The sequence below is a fragment of the Pseudoalteromonas sp. S16_S37 genome (assembly GCF_014694405.1).
Lineage (GTDB): Bacteria > Pseudomonadota > Gammaproteobacteria > Enterobacterales > Alteromonadaceae > Pseudoalteromonas.
In genome coordinates this window covers 35,860-54,772 of record NZ_JAAUWV010000015.1, presented here as the reverse complement: position 1 = coordinate 54,772, position 18,913 = coordinate 35,860, and the positions used below count along the sequence as shown (strand labels likewise).

Sequence of the window (18,913 nt, the reverse complement as noted above, 5' to 3'; positions counted from 1 at the left end):
TTGGGCATAACTAGGTGCCGCGTGTTCGTTGACGTACACACAATATGATTAATAAAATGATGTTTAGTGGTGGTGTTTGGTGTGTTGTTTATTCGCTGCGAAGATTGCTACCAAGCAAAGTATCAAGCTTTTTATCGATAGAATCTAAGCGTTTTTCAATGCGTTTTTGGTCTTCATTGCGGATTTGCTTTAGATGGTTTAATTCTTGCGAATTGGTTGTGATCCGTTTATCTAAATCCCCTAAATAGAGGATCCCTGATACCAGCAATGTCACCGTTGTAATAATATGGGCTAAATTGAGTTCCTTCTTCATTTGCCAATGCTCTGGTTGACTCATTTAGCGACCCCTTTGATTTTTTCAACCGTTCGTAACCCCGCGAGCCCTAACATGCCTAAAGTAAGTTCAAGCATAACTTCTAGTGGTAGCTCTGGTGCGCCAACTTCTGGCCACAACCATTGCAAAATCGGATTCACCACAAAAGAGAACAAAAAGCCAAACCCACAAACCCACAGCAGAAATGGCCGAGCACCGGCAACAAACACACTGCGATGAGAGGCACTTAACGCATTTATTTGTGCTTGCACTTGTGCCGATTTGGCTACGAGTCTTGCTTTGAGTAAATCTTGTTTTAGGACTTCTTCTTCACTTGTAAAGAGTTCATCTAAAATATTGCCCACTGTTTGGATAGGATCTTGGCTGGTGGTACTAAATAACTTGGCCAGCAACCCCATCATTGCCATTCCCCGCTTAGCATCTGCTTAGCAAGCTCATTCGCTCGATTTGGCACTTGGTTTGCCCAGCGGCTGTTTAGCATCTCTAACGCGGCTTGCTCATAATTGCCATTTTCAATGTGCTTAATCATTTTCTTAAAGCCCATTAAGCCATTAATGCCAAGATTAAACGCCATATTAATAAGCACCGCAAGGCGTGCTTCATTGCACTTGCTGACATCTATACGACGCTTTACACCCGCTTTTGCTTCTTGTACATCATGAGCAAGCAACTGCTCTGCTTCTTCCTCATCAACGCCGTTATCATCTAGGTTTCGCCCATAGCCAATGGTAAGCTTACCTCCCGTACAATAATAAGGGTACTGTTTGTACCCTTCGTGCTTTTTGATCTGTTCGACCGTGATCATCAGCGACATAGTTACCCCTTATACACTATTAAGATTGGCCGAAAACTCAGCCAACAAACTGCGCTCAGCTTTAACGAGCCAAAACTCTGCTGAACGTTTTGAGTCAAACCCAACCAATTTTGCCGCATCAGCCAAAGTGCCAGTCATCAAATAACGAGCACGAATTGCCCTTATACACTCTGGTCTAAGTGCCGCAATGAGTTGGGTGATTAACTCGATTTCGGTTGGCACAGACATAGACTCTGCACCAGCAGTTCCCCCGGTAGGTCGACCAAACGATTCGCAAATAGAAGTGCTTTTATATCCTTTACCAAACTCTCTTGCTTTCCAAAAGTTGCCCCAGCGTTTAAGTGCGCCGCGAACCTGCTTAATCGTTATGTGAGTCGTCATGATTAATTTTTCCAATAACATCCAAAATATCGAGTAAATATACGTCTTCAACAAGGCTGATAACGTCATTCCAACGGGGGTCAAACTCTCTGTTTTCCCAACGTCTGAGCGTGCGCTCTTCAATCCCGTAACTAGCTGCCGATTCAGCCTGTGTAAACCCCCTTAGGCGACGTGCAAAACGCAGTATTTCTCCACCTCTTGGAGTTTTTCTTATGGTAAAAATTCGCGTGGAGTTAGCTGGTGATTGAGTCATTGCATTTCCTTTTAATTTCTTAATTGATATATGACTGCCGAATACTCTTGAGAGTTTTAATGGAGTGTCCAAAAACAAGTACATACGGCAAAACTGTACAATTGAGTGATGGCCAAACTTCAACATCTTGATCGAATATAAATAAGCTCTATTCCGTAAAGCTCATCCAATCAATCAGGTGCTATTGGCAAAATCCCTAAGCGCCCAAAAAGCAATCAAATCAACTCGTTTGACTTGATTTGGGATTATTTACAATTTATCTAAACAACTGTTCTCAATGTAGGCTAATCTTACCGTTTTCTGGCCCCCGAAACAGGTCAAAAATGACCTACAATTATAAAGTTATGAATTTTCACAGGGTTAGAGCTAAAGCGAACAATAAACAAACAAGCAATACACATTTGTTAAATAATAAGGTTGTATTATAAAGTCTTTAGTAAGCTAATACGTTAGTAACAGTAATTGCGCTAAAACATTGCCCCATCGCTGCGCTTTCACTAAAATAACGCCAAACTAAATAATTAGAATTGGAACCTCATGGCTCAATATATTTATACAATGTCGCGGGTGAGCAAAGTTGTGCCACCTAAAAGAACTATCCTAAAAGATATCTCTCTGTGTTTCTTCCCTGGTGCCAAAATCGGTGTTCTAGGCTTAAATGGTGCGGGTAAATCTACTTTGTTACGTATCATGGCGGGTATTGATAAAGAATTTGAAGGTGAAGCGCGCCCACAGCCTGGTACAAAAATTGGTTATCTTCCACAAGAACCTGTTTTGGACGAAAGTAAAACAGTTCGTGAAACAGTTGAAGAAGCCGTTAGCGAAGTTAAAAACGCTTTAGCGCGTCTTGATGAAGTATATGCAGAGTATGCGATGGAAGACGCTGACTTTGATGCGCTTGCAAAAGAACAAGGTCAACTTGAAGCTATTATTCAAGCACATGACGGCCATAACATTGATAACGTATTAGAGCGTGCTGCAGATGCACTTCGTCTGCCTGAGTGGGATGCTAAAATTGAACACCTATCAGGTGGTGAGCGCCGTCGTGTAGCAATTTGTCGCTTGTTGCTTGAAAAGCCAGATATGTTACTACTGGACGAGCCTACCAACCACTTAGATGCTGAGTCAGTTGCTTGGCTTGAGCGCTTCTTACATGACTATGAAGGCACTGTTGTGGCGATTACCCACGACCGTTACTTCTTAGATAACGTAGCAGGTTGGATTTTAGAGCTTGACCGTGGCCATGGTATTCCTTGGGAAGGTAACTACTCTTCTTGGCTTGAGCAAAAAGATGCACGCTTGAAGCAAGAAGAAAAATCTGAAAAAGCACGTCAAAAGTCAATTGAAAAAGAACTTGAATGGGTTCGTTCAAATCCAAAAGGCCGTCAGGCTAAATCAAAAGCGCGTATGGCTCAGTTTACTGAAATGCAGCAGTCAGATTATCAAAAGCGTAACGAGACAAACGAGTTATTTATTCCACCCGGTCCACGCTTGGGTGATAAAGTTATTGAAGTTAACAACTTGACCAAGAGCTTTGGCGATCGCGTACTTATCGATAACCTAAGTTTTACTGTGCCTAAAGGCGCGATTGTAGGGATCATCGGTGCTAACGGTGCAGGTAAATCAACCCTATTTAAGATGCTAAGCGGTCAAGAGCAGCCTAGCGGTGGTGATATTGTTATTGGTGAAACGGTTGAGCTTGCCACCGTTGAGCAGTTCCGTGACGATATGGACGAAAACAACACGGTATTCCAAGAGATTTCAGATGGCCAAGATATCTTGAAGATAGGTAACTTTGAGTTCCCAAGCCGTGCTTATGTTGGCCGTTTTAACTTTAAAGGTAACGACCAGCAGAAGTTTGTAAAAGAACTCTCAGGTGGTGAGCGTAACCGCTTACACCTTGCAAAACTATTAAAAGCGGGTGGTAACGTGATCCTACTGGATGAGCCAACTAACGATTTAGACATAGAAACGCTGCGTGCCCTAGAAAACGCGATTTTAGAGTTCCCTGGTTGTGTAATGTGTATTTCCCACGACCGCTGGTTCTTAGACCGTATCGCAACCCATATTCTAGATTATCGTGACGAAGGCCAAGTAAACTTCTTCGACGGTAACTACACCGAATATGAAGAATGGTTGAAAAAGACTTACGGTGCAGAAGCTGCTGAGCCTAAACGTATCAAATACAAGAAAATAGGTTAATTTATACAACCATCAAGCCCCGTTAATTCGGGGCTTTTTTATAGTTGGTAATGACTAAGATAAGCAACTATGCTTAACAAATATCAGCTACAGAGGAACAATGATGGAAGAGCGTCGAAAATTTACCCGTGTATTATTTTCAACCCCTGCATTATTAATGACTGCAAGTGGCGACTATCATTGTCAATTGCTTGATTTATCACTTAAGGGCGCACTTGTTACCTTGCCCAAAGGCTATGTTCCTTTGAAAGACGAGCTAGCAAGCATTAAGGTTTTACTACCTGATAGTGATGTTACTATCTCTATGGAAGTAGAAGTAAGGCATATTGAACATGATCACCTAGGCTTACACTGCAGCCAAATTGATTTAGACAGCGTTACCCACTTAAAAAGGTTGATTGAGCTTAATATAGGCGACGATAACGTGCTTCATAGAGAATTAGCTCAGTTAATACACAGCTCAGAGGCTTAATTTCTAAAAGCCTCTCTATCCTCTTTGAACAAATCAAAGCTCTGTTCATTGGTATTACATAATCAAAAAGGATGATAAATTTACGTCCCTCCACATTTCATCCACTTTGTTTCATTATTCTAAACGGACTAAACAGTTATCCTATTGAGAAATGGAACACATTAACATGAAAGAGCTTAGACTACAGATTAACATAACCTTCTATACCATTGTTGCATCAATAGTTTTATGCCTACTTACCGTATCATTGTTTGTTACCAATGGCCATGATAACGCCTTGTTGAAAAGCGCCATGGTGTTATCTTTTATACTCATTGGTGCAATTAATATTAATTTATTGATGACACTATCAGGAAAACGAAAAGCCAGTTTATGTAATAACGGTCTTCATTACGTATCAGCGATTGGCCGAAAGGTATACATTCCAGCTGAGAGCATTACTCATATTAAAGTTAAAAAATGCTGCGGTATAAAAATAACCAAAGTGTCTACCCCTGAACGAAATATCTACTTTGTTAGCTTTCAGTTTTCAACACTACAAGAGCTGAAACTAAAAGAGTTTGGTTATTTAGCTCAGTAAGTTGCACCAGTTCACTAAAGCAAATAGGATTGAGTTTTGCTCTATTATCTGAGGCTTTTATGTCACAACCGTATCCTATTGGCGAAGCAAATACCCCTTGGCAAGCTCATCACAAAAAGCAGTGGCTCGAACATCAACAGTTAAAACGTAGTTATACCGAAGAAGTCGAGTCGCAAATAAAAGCGTTGTCTGAGCATCTAGTTGTTGAACAATATGGGACGTTAGAATACAGCCCCCATCAATATTCACTTTATGCGCTTAAAAGCAAACAGTGGCAAGACTCTAGACCTACCGTGCTCGTAACAGGCGGCGTGCATGGCTATGAGACCAGTGGTGTACACGGTGCACTTGCCTTTGCTAAACATCACATGCAGCATTACCAGCGTTTTTTTAACGTCATCGTACTACCTTGTATCAGCCCTTGGGGCTATGAGACTATCAACAGGTGGAACCCCAACGCTATAGACCCTAATCGGTCATTTTATCAAGATTCCCCTGCTGATGAGTCACGACTTGCGATGGCGTATATCAACGCCCTCGGCTGCGATATTGTCTGCCATGTTGATTTACATGAAACCACGGATACTGATAACAGTGAGTTTAGACCTGCTCTTGCAGCAAGAGACGGTAAAGAAAACCACAACTGGAATATTCCGGATGGATTTTACCTCGTTGGCCATACCCAAAAACCTCAACCCGCTTTTCAAAAAGCGATTATCGACAAAGTTGCAACCGTCACACCTATAGCCCCTGCAGATGAGTCTAATCAACTGATTGGCGTGCCTATCGAGCAATTTGGCGTAATTAATTACGATGGAACAGCGTTGGGCTTATGTATGGGGATGACTGCAGCACCTTACGTCACGACCACAGAAGTTTACCCTGATGGTGCATCCGCAACACCTCAAAATTGCATCGATGGTCAGGTCGCCGCAATTATTGTCGCATTAGAACATATTTTAAACATTAACTAATTTTGGTTTGGATGCGCTTATCCAAACCTGATGTTAACTACGTGGCACAGAGCAGTTAATTTGCACTGTGCCAAGTGCATCCTACATTATGCAAGCATTTCCTCATGTCCGTGGATAATGGCAAATATCTCTTTGAAAGAATGGGCTTTTTGAATGATGTTGACCGGAATATGTAGCGCTCTGGCAATATCACTGGCCGAGATCATACCGCGCAAGCCACCGTTTTTACTCACCAGCAGTACATGTTGTTGACCAATCTCTTTAAGGGTTTCCAATACATCCCCTATTTTGGCTTCTCTAATAACACTATATGGAAGTGCATGTAAGTCATTTTTACTCGTCATCACGTCTTCTACCGTGAGATCGCTGCGCGCTTGATTACGTTTTTGCGCAGTACTTAAGACTTTTCTCCCGGTTAAATCTCTCGAGTTAACAACCCCTAAGAACGTATCATCATGGTCGATAACCAGTTTAGAGCGTACATGACCATTCACCATCATGAACAGTGCATGATCTATATCTACATCTTTGAGGATCATCTGTGGAGCACGACGAGTAAAGTCTGTGACAACCTTTAACGCACTTGAGTTTAACGTCAGCGGCTGGGAATCGTAATGATCACATAAAGAGTATACGTTTTCTAACTTAACCGTATTCATTTTTTTAAATTCACTCATCGAATCCTCTGTAACTACGCAAATAAGCAGTTTTCAAAATATGGTTCATTCTGCAATAATGCGCAAGATGGGATTACGAGATAGTTGTAATCTTGTGTAATTGGCTAATGCCTTAAAAATCTCTAGACTATTGTTGTAAAATATAGTTTTGTTAAATCACCCACTGATTTGGGTTTGCAGGTAAAAGCTGACATTACGCCTCTCTCTATAAAGGCTACAAAACAAAGGCTTATATAGCAATGAATAAACACTATTGGCACCTTAGAAGAAGCACTAAGCTGCAAGTAAATGGAATAATCGTCTGAGCAATGACGCTTGATGACAACACTAAAGGTAATGTAAGGACATATATATGGCTTATCTTATTGATGAACACAAACTCAGCAAAGTATATCTAAAAAGCTATCATACGATTGGCCGTTATAAGTTCAATGTTGACACTTTGATAGACCAACCGGGAGTATCTCGTCATCACGCAATTATCGAACTTGCGCAGGGCAAGTGGCTCATCCGTGATGTCAGTACCAATGGTATTTGGATCAATGATAAAAAAATTGATAAGAATCTCCCCTATCAACTGTGTGAAAACGACAAACTCGACTTTGCCGCCCCAGGGCAGAATTCTTTTGTCGTTGCTAACTTAAATGCGCAGTGCCAATATTTAGTTTCACAAAGCGATAACCAGCAAGTAATTGAAATATCAGACCAATTATTACTTCCTGATAGCGACAATCCGACCCATATTATTTATTTTGATCAAATGCTCAATTATTGGTTCCTTGAAGATCTAAACACCAGCGATCGTCAAGCACTCATTGATGGCGGACTCGTTAATGCCTTTAACAGTCAATGGATTTTTTATTCTGCAAGCACTGCAGCAATGACCAAACACCTTGAGCGTTTACCTAACGTGAAACCTTGCGGACTTTCATTCTCTGTTAGCCAAGATGAAGAGACGACTCAATTATCTGTAAATCTTGATGGTAACACCATTGATTTAGGTGTTCGCAGTCATCACTACTTATTGTTGTTGCTTGCTCGTTTGCGCATTCAAGATAAAGATGATGGTTTAGAGCAAGAACAGCAAGGCTGGATTTACCGAGAAGATTTGATAAAAGCATTGGGCGTGCAAATGAATCATATGAATATCATGGTTCATAGGGCGCGAAAACAACTCACTGAAGCAGGTGGAGAAAACTACCCAGAGCTTAGTTATTTAATCGAAACTTCAAATGGTAAACTGCGCCTTAACAGCCAAGATATCACTATTATCAAAGGACATAAGTTAGAGACGCGTATGTCAATTTAAGCTGTTCTCGTAAGGCTGAGTATTGATTGCAAACTCAGCCTTTTCGATATTCGCCGGCTACAGATATTATCTTTTGTTCAAGCTCCTTCATTAATCCGAACATAAAGAGTACCTCTACAACTACGAATAACGGCCCTATAATTAAGCCAATTAAATCATCCACAAAAGCTGGCTTTTTCCCTTCAAAATAGTGCCCAATAAACTGCAAAACCCACCCTACAACAAAAAGCAAAACACCTAATAAATAAAACCAACTTTTATCGTCTGGCCAGCCAATGTAGAGCTGTTTAGCCGCTGCATATACGAGAGCGAATAATAACGACATGAGCGCCCCTAATCGAAAATCTAAGCGTAAATAGTAACCACTGCAAAGTAGCACCACAACGAGGGCCGGCGTTAGCATCACAGTATTAAACTGCAACACAGGAATATAAAGCATTATACCCAACGCAACGACGATTAATGGAATGCCCGCAAAGTGCGTTGCAATGTTACGCCTATCTCGGTGGTACTTTGCATAGTTTATTAGTTTTTGTTCTAACTGACTCATCGATATTCACCCAATTAAAGTAATTACTTTAGTCTGTTAAAACATATTGCTTAATTTTTGTCAATTTGGGACTTCATCTGAAAGCATTAGCATCAGCGCTTGCAGTGAGTTAGGCTAGCAGCAAAATAATAATCAGGATAACGCTCATGCGCTTTTTTCTTTTATGGCTGATCAGTGGCCATCTATTAATGTGTAACTTGGCTTTGGCCACCCCCCCTCAAAATGTAAACTTAGATTCTATTAATCAAGATGTTATAAAGTGGCGTCGTCATTTGCATCAATATCCAGAACTGAGCAATAGAGAGTATAAAACCGCTGAGTATATTGCAGCACACCTGCGTAATCTGGGCCTTGAAGTACAAACAGGTATTGCCCATACCGGCGTGGTGGCTAAGTTGGTTGGTGCCAAGCCAGGTCCGTTAATTGCTCTACGCGCTGATATGGATGCACTGCCTGTAACAGAGCAAGTAGACCTCCCCTTTGCATCAAAGCAAGTGACTGAATATCAAGGTAAAAAAGTAGGTGTTATGCATGCATGTGGTCATGATACTCACGTTGCTATTTTGATGGGCGTTGCGACATTGTTAAAACAACAGCAGGCGCAACTATCCGGCTCCGTGATGTTTATTTTCCAGCCAGCAGAAGAAGGCGCGCCCGAAGGAGAAGAAGGTGGCGCACAATTGATGCTAAAAGAAGGCATCTTCGCCTCACAAAAGCCTGAAGCCGTTTTTGGCTTGCACGCCACCAGCCGTTTAACCGTCGGTCAAATTGGTTATCGAAGTGGCCCAATGATGGCCAGTGAAGACTCGTTTTCAATCACAGTTCAAGGTAAACAAACGCATGGCTCTCGCCCTTGGCGCGGCGTTGACCCTATCGTAACTGCTGCACAGATTATTATGTCAGCGCAAACTATCGCATCACGACAAGTGGATGTGACCAAAGCCCCATCGGTGTTGTCGTTTGGTGCAATTAACGGCGGTGTGCGCTCGAATATTATCCCTGATCAAGTTGAGTTAATCGGCACTATCAGAACCTTTGATCAAACCATGCGTGCAGACATTAAACAGCGTTTAGAAAAAACCACCTCGCTTGTTGCGCAATCAGCAGGCGCAACCGCAATTACCAAAATTAATTCAGGCTATCCAGTTACTATCAACAACCCGCAACTCACTGAAAAGATGCTGCCGACATTACAATCACTTGTCGGAAACGACAATTTAATCGAGCTTGACCTTATTACCGGTGCTGAAGATTTTTCATACTATGCATTAGAAACACCTGGACTGTTCCTAATGTTGGGGGTTACGCCGCAGGATAAACCACTTAGCGAAGCCGCCAGTAATCATTCACCATTATTTTATGTTGATGAAGACGCGCTAGCAATTGGTGTATCTGCACTGAGTAATCTGGCATTAACTTACTTAAATAACCAATAAGCGATAAAAAGCCGCCATAATCATTTGACTATGGCGGCATATTTGAACCACTGGGCAGTGGGTATTCTAAGGGAATGTAAGCTTTAGGTTAACACTTCTAGCTAAAGCCGACATAAAAACTATAGAGCAGTTCGTAAGAAACACAAACCATTATCCACTTGTTAATTTTTCATTAACCTTCTGCGTAACCCAGAACATCTCGCTACGGATCGATTCATGGCATTGAGTAAGACTTGTTCTTGAGCCACCAGCTCAAAGTGCTGTTTGGCTCGCGTGATCCCTGTATACAAGAGCTGCCGATTAATGCCCACAGATGCCCTTTGAATAGGAGGTAATATCATCGCAGTGTGTGCAAATTCAGAGCCTTGCGATTTATGAATAGTCATTGCGTATACATTCTCATGGCGAGGTAAGCGCGCTGGATAAAACGCTCGGAAACTGCCCTGCTCATCAATAAAAGTGGCTTTCAATTGCCCTTGTTCATCGCTCAACAATATACCAATATCACCATTAAACAGTTTTAATTGGTAATCGTTCTCTACCACCATAATTGGTTGACCTGCATAGTGGCGCGTGAGCGGATTTATCAATTGCTTTGCATAAAGCGCTTGTTCAATGCGTTTATTAAGCTGCTCAACACCATAAGGTCCTTCTCTGAGTGCTGCGAGCAATTGATACCGAGAAAAGGCATGATGGATATCTTGCGCATCGGCCCCCTCATGCATTAGCGTTAAATAGTGACTGTAATGTAGCGCAGCACGCTCTACTAATGCGATGTACTGCTCATTATTTAGCCCCAGCACAGTGATATCACTAAATCCTTTTGCCAGCGTTTGAGTAAGCAGTTTTGTGTCATTGTTGTTTACTGCTAAAGCGAGCTGTCCAATGCCACTTTGGCTGTCAAAACGGTGGCTCTTTTGTAAAAATGCGATACTGTCGCTAAGCAAAAAGTCGCTCTGTTGTGCCTTAAGCAAAGGCTTTTTAGCAAAGCACAGTGTGTTGAGTTTATCGCACAAACTTTGACTATAGTTGGGTTGCTGATTGAGCACCAAGTCTTGGCACAAATCACTCATTACACTGCCAGTGTCAACCGAAGCAAGTTGATCCTTATCACCCAATAAAATTAGCCTTGCATGTGCAGGTAGAGCTTGCACGAGCTTAGCAAGTAAAGATAAATCAACCATTGACGCTTCATCGATAATTAACAAATCTAAGTGCAGCGGATTAAATTGATTGTGCCGATACTGATTACTTTGAGGGATCACGCCCAATAGGCGGTGAATTGTTTGCGCATGATCAACAATTAAGTCATTAAGCTTCGGCTCTAACCCAAGCTTTGCTTTTGCTCCCAAAATTGACTCACTTAATCGAGCGGCTGCTTTTCCTGTGGGCGCGACAAGTTTAACTGTCAGTGGCGCCTCAATGTACAGAGATTGCAAGATTGCCAGCAACTTAGTCACTGTGGTGGTTTTGCCTGTACCTGGCCCCCCGGTGATCACACAAAATCCACTGCTGGCCGCCATAGCACACGCTACTTTTTGCCAGTCGATATCATCAGCTTCTGCGTCTGGAAAGTAGCTGTCTAGCAGTTTTACAAGCTTGTCTTCATCGAGCTTTAAAGGCTGCTGTTGCATTTGTAAGAAACGCTCTGCTAACGAGGCTTCGTAGCACGCTAAACGGGATAAATACAGCTTATCAGCAAACAATACTAGAGGCTTACCCTCTCCTATCGCTGGGTGTTGTGATAATTGTTGCCATATTAAGTTACCATCTTGGGGCTGCCAAGGCGCTAAAGGCATGTCTAACTGGTAAATGCTCAGCGAGAAAGGGTCTGCCCACTGAACTTCCTCATAAGACAAACAACTATGTTGTTGCTGCTCAGCTCGAAGCAAAAGCAATATCACATAAAAATTGTCATCAATTATTTGATTATTCAATAGCTTTGCTAAAGCGAGATCACTGTGACGAACGCGCATATTTGCCAACAAGGTAGCTATGTATTCATCGTGATCAAACTTGAGCTGTGGCGTATCAGCAAATAAATCTAATTGGCTCATAGCAAACTACCTTGGCTAAACAATGCATCCAACTTTAACAGCTGCTCAGTGCTTAACTTATTAAAATACACGCCAGCGTCATCGGGTAGCGCTCTTAAAAACAAGTAATAAGCTCCCCCAAAATGTGTGTCTGGATGGTAATCGGCGATACGTTGTGTCAGTAAGCGGTGCAGCGCGACCGAATAAATCATGTATTGCAAATGATATTGATGGGCATCCATAGCAAGTTTTAAGTTATCAGCTTGATAATCGCTTGGACTATCTCCAAGATAGTTAGACTTATAGTCCAAAATGTAATATTTCCCCTGATAGACAAAAATCAAATCGATAAACCCTTTTAATAGTCCTTTAACATTATCAAAGCTTAATTGGCTATGCTGACCGGTTATATCACTCACCAAACGGTTTAGCTCCGTGGCGCTTAGGGGCTCTAAAGGCAGGTAAAACTCCATCTCCACCAAGCAATCACTTGGGCTTAGCTTGGCTAGCTGTAAGCCATTTTCAACGTCGAGCTGACATTGCAAACACCCATGTATCCAATCTTGAACTGGTAATTGCCATTGCTCATCAATGTGGTATTTGCTTAGACTTTTTTCAATCGCCTCACTTAGAGGAAGGTGTGTTTTCGCGGTTGGTAAGTGAGGCGATGTGAAATCAATAAGCTCAAAAATTTCATGCAAACAACTACCAGGTTTGGCACCTTTTGGGAAAGTATACGAGCTGTGCAAAATGTTTGCTGATTGAGCGCCTTGATCTGGTAAATCTAACTGATGGTTCTCATCTAACGCGCCAAGCGGCCTTTCATCCGCGTGACTTTGATAACTTAATTGGCTAAAGCTGGTGGCTCGCCAATTTCTTTCAATACTTGCAGTTACTGGCTTAACAGACAACGATTGTGAGGCCGACATAATATCAGACACGGTAACGTGCTGCTCAACCTCAGCTGATAACCAACACAGCGCAATGTCATTGTGCTTATCACAAAATGATTGCAATGCTTCATGCCACTGTGTTTGAGTTTGAAAGCTCTGAGTCCCAAACAATACATAACCAATAGCGGTTTGGGTTATACCCGGTTTTTTGCTGCGCCCGGCAGCAACATTAAACAAGCCAATATCACAAAAGTGGATGGCCCTTGTGAGTGCAACATACAACAGCCTGATATCTTCGGCTAAACGTTCCTGCTCAGCAAGTGCAAGCTCATCATCATCGGCATCCAGTGAGTACACTAATTGCCCATCACGATGATACAGCACATCACTTGCCTCACGATAACTATTGGCAAATGGCATGTAAACAATTGGGTATTCAAGCCCTTTAGATGCATGCATAGTGACAATTTTAACCAAGTCAGCATCACTTTCGAGTCGAACTTGTGCGCTATCTTGCGCTGCATGCTGGGTTTGCGTTGCCAACCAACGCAGAACACGTAACGTGCCATCCAGCTCAATTTGCTTTTGTTGTAACAGCTCGGCTAAATGGCGATAATCAGTAAGCCATCGCTCTACATTGTAGCCCTGCGCTTGCCAAAGTGCGGGCAGCTTATTTTGTGTGAGCAACTGCTCTAGCATGGCCATTGCACCTTGTTTGTACCAAAGCTTTTGCAACATGCTGAATTGCTCAAGGTAGCCTTGCCACTGTTGCTCGTTAGTGCGAAGTGCAAAGATTTGCTGATAATCCAGTGCAAATAAGGGGCTCACCAGCACACCTCGCAGCGCCGCTTCATCATATTTACCGTGCAGTACTTCTAAAAAGCTTAATATTGCATGACTGATTGGCTGACTAAAAATACTATCTCTAGCTAAATACACACTGGGAACAGATACCTGAGCAAGCGCCGATTTAATCACACTCGCCTCGCCTCTATCGCGCACTAATACGCAGATATCACCCGCTTGCACGGCTTTTTCACCTATCAACGCCCTACCTTCGTGCGCTTCAATCAGTAACTGCGCGATTTTATGCGCATAGTTTTTTGCTAAAACGGGCAATGCTTGCGACTTACTGGTCACAACTGCATCATCTTTGTAAACACTAAACTGTAATGCGGTATTGCCCAATGCTTTTGAAATAAAGCGACTATCTTCAGACTTGCCATTGGCTGTAACAGAAATAAATGGAATAGCCTTGTTGAAGATAAAGCTATGCTCATGGTTAGAAAATATCGCATTCACCGCCGCAACTACGCCTGTGGCTGAGCGAAAATTGGTTGCTAAGGTATATTGGTTACTTTCTTCAACTTGCTGTTTGGCATAGATATACGTAAAAATATCAGCACCACGGAAGCCATAAATGGCTTGCTTTGGGTCGCCAATCATAGTCAGCGCACTAGCGCCTTCGCGGCCATAAATTGTATTGAAGATGCCATACTGTACCGGGTCAGTGTCTTGAAACTCATCTATCATGGCAATCGGATACAGCTGGGCAATTTTAGCGACTAGTATCTCGCCTTGCTCGGACTGTAACGCCTCATAAAGTTGGCGCAATAAATCGTCAGGACTGATTAAGCCATGTTGCTGCTTATGAGCGCGTAATAGTCTGCGCACCTCTTGCATGCTGTGCTGCAATATTGCAATTTTCAGCCCTGTACTTACTTGTTTGTGCAACTGGGCCATGATATCGAATTCGCTTATCATCGGGTGCTCAATAAGCGCCGCGCCCTTTTTATAGTTGCTAGGGTTTGATAGTGAGGCTTCCCCCCAAATAGCGAAGGAATGTTGCGCGCTGCCAAACTCAAAATACCACTCGTCACTTTGACAATACGCAATCAAAGCATCGATATTACCCGCTCTACCCGGAGTTTTGTTTTTCGCTAAACCAGAATTGGCAAGCACACTAAAAAAGTCGCTACTCAGCAATGACTGCTTAAACTTTTGCGCCTGCTGCTGATATTGCTTTCTCGCTTCAAGCACCGTTTGTAAATCTAACTGGGGGGTGATCGTTGCCTGTTCTTTATTTAGGATACTAATGACTTCTTTTGCCAGTGATTGAGGGCTCTTATAATGCTCAATAACCGCTTGTGTGGTATCCCTGTCTAACGGATAAACAAAGCTGCGCCAATGATCTTTAATCGCCTCTAATACAAGCTCCGATTCATCTAAAACAAACTCAAGATTGAATGCCACATTAGACTCAAAAGCGTGTTGCTTTAGCATTCTTTGACAAAAACCGTGGATGGTAAAAATTGCTGCTTCATCGATTGATTTAGCTGCGGCATCGAGCAATGCAAACGCATTGTGAGGGTCATCTACTTGAGCAAGTACACTGTTAACCAACTCATCTTTACACGGCTGACCAAGTAAGGCATCGCGCGCGAGCAAAATACGCGCTCTTACCCGCTCTTTGATCTCTTGTGTGGCCGCTTCAGTAAAAGTAACCACTAAGATTTGCTCAACACTCAACGGGGTGTTTTGTTGCTCTGGTATTTGTAAACCAAGTAAACAGCGCAAATACAACCCTGTAATGGTATAAGTCTTACCGGTACCAGCACTGGCTTCAATCAAGTTGCTACCTTTGATTGGCATCGCGTGCGGGCTAAGCATCTGCATATCGCTGCTCCTGAGCTAATGTCACAATATCCGCCAGTAAGTCCTGACTTATGGCTTGTAGCGGTTCAATAACCTGCTCAAGCGTTGTAAAGTTCAACGCAACATACGCATCTTCACTTTCTCCGTAGCCAATGTATTGTCCGCTATTAAACTTAGCGGCGGCTTTGTTTACATCACCCGTTGCCACTAACTCATAAGCAGTACTGACAAAAAACGGCATGGGTTGGCATAAACATGCACGGTAAAAGCCCAACCACTTTTCTAAATAACTATATGCTTGAGACTTTGCTATGGGTTCAAAACTCACTTGCTCGTCGAGCCCATAAATATGGGTGTGTACAGGTTCGTCCATACACTGTGCAATACAATGCATTAAAAACCCTTTTACCCTGTCTTTTGCCTTAATACTGGCACTGCGATAAAAAATTTGTTTGTTGTCATAGAGCTTATCTAACCAGCCCAACAAGGTGTGCTCAGCAATATCTAAACGCACTTCTAATGGGGCTCTTGGTTGGCGCACCAGAGGCCTCAACAGCTCTGCCATAGGTTGTACACGTTGTTGCAAACGGGCCAGCTGTATTTCCCCCACCGCCGCTTGTGGTAAGTTACCGCGTTGAATAATTTGCGCTAAGTTTATCGGCTCTCCTCTGAGCTCATGCTCTAGCAATTCATCGAGGTAAAAGTAGCGCTCAAGGGTGTCGAGAATAAAGGGCTCTTCGTCTTTATTAAGCTCCGTTTGTTCATTCAATCTCAAGCCCAAGGTTTGTGTATAAAACGCCTTTTGAGGGGCGAGCACGGTAAATAAAAACTGCGCAATATCGAGCTGTTTATCATACTCAACATCTAGGGGGGCAGGTGTTTGACGCTCAAGCTGCGTATTTTCCACAAACCAAACCGGATTAAAGCTTTGCAACTTATTGTTAGAGCTGTAATTAGCTGGATTAAAAGGTTGTAAAGTTGCCCTTTCAAGTAAATGCTCTGACGGCTTTGATTCGATGTCTTCATATTTAAAGCTGCGGTCAACATACTCTAATAGTTCGCTTACCAATACAGACGGCATCTGTGGCTCATTGTTGTAACAAGAGCGACCAATATAACTGATGTAAAAATGCTCTCGCGCACTGAGCAGCGCTTCAAGAAACAAGTAACGGTCATCAAATTTTCGTGACCGGTCACCTTTTTGCCGTTTAGCGTGTGGCACTAAGTCAAAACCAATTGGTTGCACGGTACGGGGATAATCCGCATCATTAAGGCCCAACAAACATACAACTTTAAACGGCACGGCACGCATAGGCATTAATGTACAAAAGTTTACAGGTCCAACTAAAAAGCGCTGGCCTACTCCCTTTTCTTGCACTCCCTGCTTAACAAAATAACTTAAGACTCGCGCCGATATCGGCGATTGCATGTCCAAGTTGTCATCGTGTTTTTGCAAGTCATCAATGACCTTCTCAAGCGTTAGCAAATCCCAGCTTTGCTCTGTCTGTGCATCATAAAACTGTGCAACCATTTCCCGAAGAAGCTGAGCTTTATCACTTAATCGTGCATTGTTATTCAACTTCAGCTTATAGCTTGCTAGTGTGTTGATAAAGTGCAGTAGTTTACTCAAACTATTAACCGCCATGCCCTCCACAAGATCAGCAGGATAAATATCAGCAAACGCAACATGCTCATTACTGGAAGCAATACCCAATAGCAAACGATTCAAGCCATGTTGCCAAGTGTTGAGCGAGAGTGCTGGCAAGTCATGTTCGGTTTTATGCTTGGCATCAAGACCCCATTTTACCCCCACCTGCTCAAGCCAATACTTAAGTTGCGAAAACTCATGTTCCTCAACATTGAACTGACTCGCTATTGGATTCACGGCAAGTAGGTCTAATATGTCCGATACACCAAATCGGCTAAAGGGTAAGTTAACTAAACTGACAAACGAGCTTAAAATTGGCTTTTCTTGTTCAATGGATAAATCGGCCAATGCATATGGGATAAATCGCTCGCCGCTAGCCGCCCCAAACACCGCCTCAATATACGGACTATAGGTACCAACATCTGGCATCATCACAATAATATCTTTAGGGGTTAAGCTAGGGTTGTCGTGGAAAAGGCGCAACAAATGGTCGTGCAAGCACTCAACTTCTCGCAAAGGCGTATGACAATCAACTAACTGGATAGATTTATCCTCAGAGCTTATTGTCAACTTACCTTCTTCACTGATAAACCAGCTTTTGTCCGGGGTTAGTGACTTTCCTTTAAATGCTAATTGGTATATTTCGCTTTGTACTTGAGCCAATAAACTGTCATCAAAATCACTAACAAAGCCATCAATCCACTGCGCGTCTAATTGCACTAACTGTTCGAAGTAGTCGCGACCAAGCTTACCCCATGATGACAACAGCGGATTACCAATAAAGTAATAATCTTCTTGGTTTTTTTGCGCTTCCAACTCAGGCATTTTAACGTACTTAGCAGCAATTTTAGCCTGTGTTTTTTCATCAACTAAATCCCCCCAGTAGTGCTCACTGGGATTGCAAAAAAACAATAACACATCTGTTTTTTTGGCTAACGCTTGAAAAACTTCCAATTGACTTGGCGCCATTGCAGATAAACCGAATATGGTGAGCCGCTCCGGTAGGAGCCGCTCTGGTAAGAGCCGCTCTGATAAGATTCCCCCATGTCCTGACTTCTCCGAAGGCTGTGCATCAGGAATATTTTCGAGCGCACTGAGCAATTGTTGGTGCATATTGGCTCGGTGATAATCGCTTTGCCCTAAAGATTGAGTATGGGCAACCAAGCGCCGCCACAAATCGGGTTGCCAAGCGGCAATTGATACATCAACATCGTCAAGCTCATCATCTCCCGCATCCCACTGGCTTATCCAGTGTGGGCGGTACATAAGATATTGGTCGTACACATCGGCTATTTTTTCACACAGGGAAAATAGCTTTAAGCCATCGCTGTCTTCACTTAAGTACTGATTTAGTTGAGCATATTTATCATCATCTAAACATTGAGGAAGTATTGATACTAACTTCCACGTCATATTTTGTTTGTTATAGGGAGATTCGCTGGGCACGTCAGGCAAAAATTGTTGGTACAACTGCCAAATAAAACTAGAAGGAAGTGGAAAATCTACCTGAGCGGCAACACCGAGCGCCTCACTCAGGCCAATTTTTAGCCATTGCGACATACCTGGAGATTGCACCAATACAACTTCTTTACTAAATGGGGAGCTGAGTGGTGCCGTTTTTAACAAAGTATGAAACTGCGCCTGTAATACTTCCATTCTATTAGATTGAATTATGTGCAACATGGTGGTTTCCCGAGCT

At 42.7% G+C, this 18,913-nt stretch carries 16 protein-coding genes; 6 read left to right on the top strand and 10 right to left on the bottom strand.

Annotated features, from left to right (window positions below; translation table 11 throughout):
- Positions 1 to 88 precede the first annotated feature (88 nt).
- The 5 genes from HC733_RS09360 to HC733_RS09340 are packed head-to-tail and all read right to left on the bottom strand — an operon-like array spanning position 89 to position 1,782.
- A complete protein-coding gene (locus HC733_RS09360) occupies positions 89 to 337 on the bottom strand; it encodes a hypothetical protein (protein ID WP_171624602.1) in 249 nt (82 codons plus the stop codon).
- Positions 334 to 732 (bottom strand): 3TM-type holin, encoded by a 399-nt coding sequence (locus HC733_RS09355; protein ID WP_171624906.1) that lies wholly within the window; start codon positions 730 to 732, stop codon positions 334 to 336. Before HC733_RS09355 ends, HC733_RS09360 begins: the two co-directional genes overlap by 4 nt.
- Positions 732 to 1,148, bottom strand: coding sequence for a glycoside hydrolase family protein (locus HC733_RS09350; protein WP_190364777.1), 417 nt, complete (start codon positions 1,146 to 1,148; stop codon positions 732 to 734). Before HC733_RS09350 ends, HC733_RS09355 begins: the two co-directional genes overlap by 1 nt.
- A gap of 9 nt (positions 1,149 to 1,157) precedes the next feature.
- On the bottom strand, positions 1,158 to 1,529 hold the full coding sequence (locus HC733_RS09345) for a hypothetical protein (protein WP_190364776.1): 372 nt from the start codon (positions 1,527 to 1,529) through the stop codon (positions 1,158 to 1,160).
- The gene (locus tag HC733_RS09340; RefSeq protein WP_238937505.1) at positions 1,507 to 1,782 is read right to left on the bottom strand and encodes a helix-turn-helix domain-containing protein; all 276 of its coding nucleotides are present in this window, start codon (positions 1,780 to 1,782) and stop codon (positions 1,507 to 1,509) included. Before HC733_RS09340 ends, HC733_RS09345 begins: the two co-directional genes overlap by 23 nt.
- Positions 1,783 to 2,319: 537 nt before the next feature.
- On the opposite strand from HC733_RS09340, the gene ettA reads away from it, so the two are divergent.
- The 4 genes from ettA to HC733_RS09320 all read left to right on the top strand — a co-directional run bounded on the left by ettA (position 2,320) and on the right by HC733_RS09320 (position 6,010).
- A complete protein-coding gene (ettA, locus tag HC733_RS09335; protein WP_190364775.1) occupies positions 2,320 to 3,984 on the top strand; it encodes an energy-dependent translational throttle protein EttA in 1,665 nt (554 codons plus the stop codon).
- Positions 3,985 to 4,087: 103 nt separating this feature from the next.
- Positions 4,088 to 4,456 carry a PilZ domain-containing protein gene (locus HC733_RS09330; RefSeq protein ID WP_190364774.1) on the top strand — a complete coding sequence of 123 codons (369 nt, stop codon included), beginning with the start codon at positions 4,088 to 4,090 and terminating at the stop codon, positions 4,454 to 4,456.
- A 166-nt stretch (positions 4,457 to 4,622) separates the two neighbouring features.
- The gene (locus HC733_RS09325) at positions 4,623 to 5,036 is read left to right on the top strand and encodes a hypothetical protein (protein ID WP_190364773.1); all 414 of its coding nucleotides are present in this window, start codon (positions 4,623 to 4,625) and stop codon (positions 5,034 to 5,036) included.
- A 59-nt stretch (positions 5,037 to 5,095) separates the two neighbouring features.
- On the top strand, positions 5,096 to 6,010 hold the full coding sequence (locus HC733_RS09320) for a M14 family metallopeptidase (RefSeq protein WP_190364772.1): 915 nt from the start codon (positions 5,096 to 5,098) through the stop codon (positions 6,008 to 6,010).
- Between the two features lie 86 nt (positions 6,011 to 6,096).
- Here HC733_RS09320 and HC733_RS09315 read toward each other — a convergent pair whose 3' ends face one another.
- Complete coding sequence (locus HC733_RS09315; protein ID WP_190364771.1) at positions 6,097 to 6,687, bottom strand: CBS domain-containing protein; 591 nt, start codon at positions 6,685 to 6,687, stop codon at positions 6,097 to 6,099.
- A 352-nt stretch (positions 6,688 to 7,039) separates the two neighbouring features.
- On the opposite strand from HC733_RS09315, the gene HC733_RS09310 reads away from it, so the two are divergent.
- A complete protein-coding gene (locus HC733_RS09310) occupies positions 7,040 to 7,996 on the top strand; it encodes an FHA domain-containing protein (protein ID WP_190364770.1) in 957 nt (318 codons plus the stop codon).
- 34 nt (positions 7,997 to 8,030) lie between these two features.
- Here the strand turns inward: HC733_RS09310 and HC733_RS09305 are convergent, their stop codons facing one another.
- Positions 8,031 to 8,546, bottom strand: coding sequence for an Mpo1 family 2-hydroxy fatty acid dioxygenase (locus tag HC733_RS09305; RefSeq protein ID WP_190364769.1), 516 nt, complete (start codon positions 8,544 to 8,546; stop codon positions 8,031 to 8,033).
- A 188-nt stretch (positions 8,547 to 8,734) separates the two neighbouring features.
- Here HC733_RS09305 and HC733_RS09300 point away from each other — a divergent pair, with 188 nt between their 5' ends.
- Complete coding sequence (locus HC733_RS09300) at positions 8,735 to 9,982, top strand: amidohydrolase (RefSeq protein ID WP_238937509.1); 1,248 nt, start codon at positions 8,735 to 8,737, stop codon at positions 9,980 to 9,982.
- Positions 9,983 to 10,143: 161 nt separating this feature from the next.
- On the opposite strand, the gene recD is transcribed toward HC733_RS09300, so the two are convergent.
- Genes recD through recC form a run of 3 tightly spaced genes read right to left on the bottom strand, consistent with a single transcriptional unit; the run spans position 10,144 to position 18,897 of the window.
- Complete coding sequence (gene recD, locus HC733_RS09295; RefSeq protein ID WP_190364767.1) at positions 10,144 to 12,039, bottom strand: exodeoxyribonuclease V subunit alpha; 1,896 nt, start codon at positions 12,037 to 12,039, stop codon at positions 10,144 to 10,146.
- Entirely contained in the window at positions 12,036 to 15,587 is a 3,552-nt protein-coding gene (gene recB, locus HC733_RS09290) for an exodeoxyribonuclease V subunit beta (protein WP_190364766.1), read from the bottom strand. Before recB ends, recD begins: the two co-directional genes overlap by 4 nt.
- Positions 15,574 to 18,897, bottom strand: coding sequence for an exodeoxyribonuclease V subunit gamma (recC, locus tag HC733_RS09285; protein ID WP_190364765.1), 3,324 nt, complete (start codon positions 18,895 to 18,897; stop codon positions 15,574 to 15,576). Before recC ends, recB begins: the two co-directional genes overlap by 14 nt.
- Positions 18,898 to 18,913 lie beyond the last annotated feature (16 nt).

Coding starts and splice junctions, on each gene's coding strand:
- HC733_RS09360 (WP_171624602.1), bottom strand. CDS start 337: ATGAGTCAACCAGAGCATTGGCAAATGAAGAAGGAACTCAATTTAGCC.
- recD (WP_190364767.1), bottom strand. CDS start 12,039: ATGAGCCAATTAGATTTATTTGCTGATACGCCACAGCTCAAGTTTGAT.
- HC733_RS09330 (WP_190364774.1), top strand. CDS start 4,088: ATGGAAGAGCGTCGAAAATTTACCCGTGTATTATTTTCAACCCCTGCA.
- HC733_RS09320 (WP_190364772.1), top strand. CDS start 5,096: ATGTCACAACCGTATCCTATTGGCGAAGCAAATACCCCTTGGCAAGCT.
- HC733_RS09310 (WP_190364770.1), top strand. CDS start 7,040: ATGGCTTATCTTATTGATGAACACAAACTCAGCAAAGTATATCTAAAA.
- ettA (WP_190364775.1), top strand. CDS start 2,320: ATGGCTCAATATATTTATACAATGTCGCGGGTGAGCAAAGTTGTGCCA.
- HC733_RS09345 (WP_190364776.1), bottom strand. CDS start 1,529: ATGACGACTCACATAACGATTAAGCAGGTTCGCGGCGCACTTAAACGC.
- recC (WP_190364765.1), bottom strand. CDS start 18,897: ATGTTGCACATAATTCAATCTAATAGAATGGAAGTATTACAGGCGCAG.
- HC733_RS09340 (WP_238937505.1), bottom strand. CDS start 1,782: ATGACTCAATCACCAGCTAACTCCACGCGAATTTTTACCATAAGAAAA.
- HC733_RS09355 (WP_171624906.1), bottom strand. CDS start 732: ATGGGGTTGCTGGCCAAGTTATTTAGTACCACCAGCCAAGATCCTATC.
- HC733_RS09305 (WP_190364769.1), bottom strand. CDS start 8,546: ATGAGTCAGTTAGAACAAAAACTAATAAACTATGCAAAGTACCACCGA.
- HC733_RS09350 (WP_190364777.1), bottom strand. CDS start 1,148: ATGTCGCTGATGATCACGGTCGAACAGATCAAAAAGCACGAAGGGTAC.
- recB (WP_190364766.1), bottom strand. CDS start 15,587: ATGCAGATGCTTAGCCCGCACGCGATGCCAATCAAAGGTAGCAACTTG.
- HC733_RS09315 (WP_190364771.1), bottom strand. CDS start 6,687: ATGAGTGAATTTAAAAAAATGAATACGGTTAAGTTAGAAAACGTATAC.
- HC733_RS09300 (WP_238937509.1), top strand. CDS start 8,735: ATGTGTAACTTGGCTTTGGCCACCCCCCCTCAAAATGTAAACTTAGAT.
- HC733_RS09325 (WP_190364773.1), top strand. CDS start 4,623: ATGAAAGAGCTTAGACTACAGATTAACATAACCTTCTATACCATTGTT.